The organism is Puniceibacterium antarcticum, from assembly GCF_002760615.1.
Classification (GTDB): Bacteria; Pseudomonadota; Alphaproteobacteria; order Rhodobacterales; family Rhodobacteraceae; genus Puniceibacterium; species Puniceibacterium antarcticum.
This window is the reverse complement of record NZ_AWWI01000155.1, coordinates 1-5,007: the sequence shown is the minus strand read 5'-3', so window position 1 is coordinate 5,007 and position 5,007 is coordinate 1. Positions and strand designations below refer to the sequence as shown.

The 5,007-nt window shown below is 61.3% G+C and carries 7 protein-coding genes; 5 read left to right on the top strand and 2 right to left on the bottom strand.

Going from position 1 to position 5,007, the window contains the following annotated elements:
* Positions 1 to 599, bottom strand: a 599-nt coding sequence (locus P775_RS22045; protein WP_218967750.1) for a hypothetical protein, incomplete at its 3' end; no start/stop codon positions are given.
* 111 nt (positions 600 to 710) lie between these two features.
* Here P775_RS22045 and P775_RS22040 point away from each other — a divergent pair.
* From P775_RS22040 to flbT, 5 genes are all read left to right on the top strand, one after another.
* Positions 711 to 986, top strand: a complete 276-nt coding sequence (locus P775_RS22040) for a rod-binding protein (RefSeq protein WP_099913005.1) — start codon at positions 711 to 713, stop codon at positions 984 to 986.
* Complete coding sequence (locus tag P775_RS22035; RefSeq protein ID WP_245875812.1) at positions 983 to 1,342, top strand: flagellar protein FlgN; 360 nt, start codon at positions 983 to 985, stop codon at positions 1,340 to 1,342. The genes P775_RS22040 and P775_RS22035 overlap by 4 nt, the downstream gene beginning before the upstream one ends.
* Positions 1,343 to 1,548: 206 nt before the next feature.
* Complete coding sequence (locus P775_RS22030; protein ID WP_099913006.1) at positions 1,549 to 2,895, top strand: flagellin; 1,347 nt, start codon at positions 1,549 to 1,551, stop codon at positions 2,893 to 2,895.
* Positions 2,896 to 2,985: 90 nt separating this feature from the next.
* Positions 2,986 to 3,363, top strand: a complete 378-nt coding sequence (gene flaF, locus P775_RS22025) for a flagellar biosynthesis regulator FlaF (protein ID WP_099913004.1) — start codon at positions 2,986 to 2,988, stop codon at positions 3,361 to 3,363.
* Positions 3,360 to 3,764 (top strand): flagellar biosynthesis repressor FlbT, encoded by a 405-nt coding sequence (gene flbT, locus P775_RS22020; protein ID WP_099913003.1) that lies wholly within the window; start codon positions 3,360 to 3,362, stop codon positions 3,762 to 3,764. Before flaF ends, flbT begins: the two co-directional genes overlap by 4 nt.
* 236 nt (positions 3,765 to 4,000) lie before the next feature.
* Here the strand turns inward: flbT and P775_RS22015 are convergent.
* On the bottom strand, positions 4,001 to 5,007 hold a 1,007-nt coding region (locus P775_RS22015), incomplete at its 5' end, for a FliI/YscN family ATPase (RefSeq protein ID WP_099913002.1).

Below are 5,007 nucleotides of genomic sequence, written 5' to 3'. Positions count from 1 at the left end.
CTGGCCGCTGTCTGAGCGGCGACAGGCGCCGATCCTGCGCGCACCGTGCGATCGGATCCGCGCAGCAGCGCGGGTTCCTGCGCCCGGCGCGGGTCGTCGGTCGGGGCGGGGGCGTGCTCCGCCATCTTGCCAAAAGCTGTGCCGGCCTCGCCCGTCGCTATTTTCAGCTCTGGCACCGCCGCCTCTGTCATGGCCGCTTTGGTTTTTGGTGCGATCGCTGCCGGTGCGGTTGGAATGGTCCACTCTGATTCGGCGTCGTCTGAAACCACCTGCGGCGCGGCGGGCACTGCCAGCACCTGATCGCCGACCTCATCTGTGAATTGATCCGGTTCCGGCCGCGCACCTGCCGCGTCCGGGGCGACCTCTGGCGTCTCGTCCTGCGTGTGCTCTTCCCGGGAATCACTCTTCTGCGTGTTTTTTGCAGCGTCGACCTTTTCCGGCGCACCAGAGTCCGGGCGCGGTGTGGCGGCGCGTTTCTGTTCCCGCGCCATCGCGTCGAACATGTCTGCAAAGCGATTCGATGGGGGCGATCCCCCTGTCGGGGTCTGTGGCGAGGTCGTCTGCTTCACAAGCGGGAAGGATGTGAGATTCGGTACCATGTGTGCTCCGGGAATTCTTCCGTATGCAACACAATAGAATGTTTTTCCTTACCGCATCTTTACCGTCTCTGCAGCCTAATCGGGAAAGTTACTCGAATTGGAGCAAATGACATGGACCCTGTTTCCAACACGCCTTCCATGCCGGACCGTGCGTCGCGCCGCGACACGGCCCTGCGGGACGCCGCCAAAGAGCTTGAGGCCGGATTTCTTGCAGAAATGCTCAAGTCCGCCGGATTGGGTGAGACCAGCGAATCCTTCGGTGGCGGCCCAGGAGAGGAACAGTTTTCCTCATTCCTCGTTCAGGAACAGGCCCGTGCGATGGTCGAGGGTGGTGGTATCGGACTTGCTGAATCGCTTTATAACGCATTGAAGGAACGTGAAAAATGACCAACCAGACCACAAGGGACATCATGGCCGCGCTGGATGCGCTGCTGGAGGAAGAGCGCGCAGCGCTGCTGGCCGGCGCGCTCGACAAGATCGAGGATGTGATGCAGCGCAAGTCCGCGCTGATCGACGCCCTTGCCAATTCAGGCGTGGATGATCCGGAAACGGTGTCTGCCCTGCAGGTCAAGCTTGGCCGCAATCAGGTGCTGTTCGATCAGGCCCTGGCCGGCATCCGCAACGTGGCCAGCCGACTCAGCGCGTTGCGCCATCTGCGTAAGACGCTTGAAACCTACGATGAGCATGGCCGCAAGTCGGCGCTGGTGAAAAACGAGGCAAACAAGCTCGAGCGACGTGCGTGAAGTTTGACTCAAATACGCGTTAACACACCGACCGCCCTTAGCATTCCGTTAGGAAAGAGCGGTGTAGATTGGCGGTGCACCAAAGCAGGTGGCGCAGAGGCGAGAAAACCGCCTCTGCAAGTGTCAGAAAGACCTTTCAGACGCCGAATACGGCGACATCGAAACCAGGCGCAAAAGCGCCGACCGACTGCAAGGAAGACAATACCATGTCAAGCATTCTGACAAACAATGGCGCAATGGTTGCGCTGCAAACGCTGAAATCCATCAACAGGGGTCTCGGCGACATCCAGGGCCAGATCTCGACCGGCAAAAGCGTTGCCACCGCCAAGGACAACTCTGCCGTCTGGGCTATTTCCAAGGTCATGGAATCCGACGTCAAAGGTTTCAAAGGTATTTCAGACAGCCTTAACCTCGGTGAATCCACAGTTGCGGTTGCGCGGTCTGCCGCTGAAACTGTGACCGATCTTCTGACACAGATGAAGGGCAAGATCGTCGCCGCCCAGGAATCGAACGTTGACCGCGGCAAGATCCAGTCCGACATCAGCGCTCTGCGCGACCAGATTGCATCCGTGACCGGCGCGGCTCAGTTCAACGGTCTGAACCTTCTCGACCTGACGCCCACAACAACCGGCGCCACCAACACGATTGCCCAGCAGATCGTGAATAACGATGGCGGCACCGTGAACATCCTCTCGTCTTTGGACCGTTCGGGCACTGGCGTGACCTCGGCCCAGATCGGGGTGGAAAAGCAGTCTCTGTCGACAACCGCTCAGACAGTGGGCACCGTCACGGCCTCCGCCACCACGATCAACACGACGGCCGTCGTCGGCAGCACTAACACGATTGCCGTGGGTGCGACCGAGCTCTTTCAGGTCAACGGGGACATCACGAACACCCTTCGTAACGGAAACCGCGTGCTGGCCGGTGATACCTATTCCTTTGCCGCAACCTTCTTCGACAAGCTTTCCACCGGTGCGGGCACGGACATCACCGCGCCCGTGACCTATGTGGCAAAGGCTGGGGATACCACTGCGGATATCGCCAAAGGTCTGGCAAGCCGCATGAACGTGGCGTTTGCCAAGGCGGGCTATGAGGAAGATTTCGCGGCGTCTTATGTCGATGATGGCGATAGCACCGCAACCTTCAAGATCACCAACAACACCACAGTTGCGGGCACCGGCGCCTTTACGACCACGGACTTTGTTGTCACCTCCGGCGGTACCGCTGGTGGCGGACTTGATCAGCTCTCCTCCGTGGATGTCAGCACGTCCAAGGGTGCAAAGGCCGCGCTGATCGTTGTCGAGGATCTGATCCAGACATCGATCGACTCCGCCGCTGCCTTCGGTTCGGTCCAGGGCCGCATCGAAACCCAGTCCGACTTCATCACCAGCCTGACCGACTCGCTCAAGTCCGGTATCGGCACGCTGGTCGATGCGGATATGGAAGAGGCTTCGGCGCGCCTGCAGGCGCTGCAGGTTCAGCAGCAGCTGGGCGTTCAGGCTCTGTCGATTGCCAACCAGGCACCGCAGTCCCTGCTGACGCTCTTCCGTTAAGCGCACTTTTCTGGGGGTCGGTCAAACGGCCCCCAGATTCTGCTGAACAGCTATCAAGCAATGAAGAATTGAATACTGGAAGGATGTGACTTGAACGCGCATTCCCTGGCGCAACGCGCCTACTCGGCTGCAGCAGGATCAACCCGTTCTGAACGCAGCACAGAATATGAATTGATTGCGCAGGTGACGCATCGTCTCAAGATCGCGGCACAGAAAGGCAAGCGCGGCTTCCCGCAACTGGTTGAAGCGCTGTATGACAACCGCAAGCTCTGGACGGCATTGGCCGTGGACGTCAGCAGCTCTGGCAATGAGCTTCCTCAGGACTTGCGTGCCCGTATCTTTTATCTTGCTGAATATATGCAGGATCACACCCGCCGCGTTCTGAAGGGCGAGGCGAAGGTTGGTCCCATTCTCGAAATCAATGTCGCGGTCCTGCGTGGGCTGAGCGGCAGAGGGGCGAAGAAATGAGCGGACTTGTGCTGAAACTCGCGCCCAAGGAACGGGTGCTGATCAACGGAGCGGTGATTGAAAACGGGGACCGGCGCAGTCGGCTGTCCATCGTGTCGCCAAATGCGAATATCCTGCGGCTGAGGGATGCCATCCACCCGGAAGAGGCCTCCACCCCGGTGCGCCGCGTCTGCTATGCGACGCAGCTTGTCCTGACGGGGGACGCCGACCCGGCAGAAACGCGCCACCGTCTTTTGCGCAATATCGAGGAGTTGAGCCGCATCCTTACGGATTCTGACAGCAGGAACCTCTTGTCAGCGGCCACCGACGCCCTGCTCAGCGATCAGTTCTATCAGTGCCTCAAGTCTCTGCGCGCGCTCATTCCGCGCGAAGACCGGCTGCTCGCCACGCGCCTGTCCTGAACAATGTGGCCAAAGCCGGTGGCTTTGGTCGGCTTCGTTTTGCAGGTTGCAAAGATCGGCTTCATCAACGCTGATGGGCCACGGAATATAAAGAACATCTTGCCCCAGACACGCTTTATCGCCTGACGCCTGTCGTGTTTGATCAGCGTGATACATACAGCAGTCAGGTTGCGGCCAGCTTTGCCTCGGCAGATGCGTTTGGCCACTCAGCTGACCCCACTTCACCGCAACATGTGCTAGGCTCCCCGGCTTGCCGGGGCTTGCGCCGCCGGTTTCGCGCTCCTGATCTGGGCGGCTGATCCCGAGCCGGACGTTGCCCGCCGCAGCAGCAGTTGCAGGCGGGAAAAGCTGTCGTCGATCCCCGAAGCCTCGGTCTCTGCCAGAAAGGTTTCAAGCTCGGGCCAGGCCTTGATCGCCTGATCCAGCTGTGTGTCGCTGCCGTTGCGGTAAAGACCGGCGCGGATCATGGTTTCAGAGCGCGCGTAGGCACCCAAAAGCCTGCGCGCCAGGGCGATCTGTATGTTCTCGTCCTCACTCGCCGCCTCGGGCAGGCTGCGCGAGACAGAGCGCAGCAGATCCACCGCGGGGAACCGCCCGCGCTCTGCGATCTGGCGATCCAGCACCACATGCCCGTCCAGCACGCCGCGCAGGATATCGGCTATGGGTTCATCCATATCCGATCCCGCCACCAGCACGCTGAACACCGCGGTGATATCCCCCATGCTGCCCATTCCGGGGCCGGCACGTTCCGCAAGGGTCATGATCTGATGTGCGGTCGAGGGGGGGAAGCCGCGCAGCGCGGGCATTTCGCCAGAGGCGATGGCCACCTCGCGGTGCGCCTCGGCAAAGCGGGTGATCGAATCGGCAAGGTAGAGCACATGTTTGCCCTGATCGCGGAAATGTTCGGCGATGGTCATCGCCGCCTGCGGGCAGCGGCGCCGTTCCAGCGGCGAGCGGTCAGAGGTGGCCGCCACCACCACGGCGCGGGCCATGCCCTCGGGTCCCAGCACCTTGGTCACAAAATCGCGCACTTCGCGGCCGCGTTCGCCCACCAGCGCCAGCACGACCACATCCGCCTGCATGCCCCGCGCGAATTGCGCCAGCAGCCGCGATTTGCCGATGCCGGACCCCGCAAACAGCCCGATCCGCTGGCCCTTGACCACCGGCAGCAGCGTGTTGAACACGGCCAGCCCGGTGTCCAGTCGCGCGCCCAGAGCGCGGCGTTGCGCCGCCGGGGGCGGGG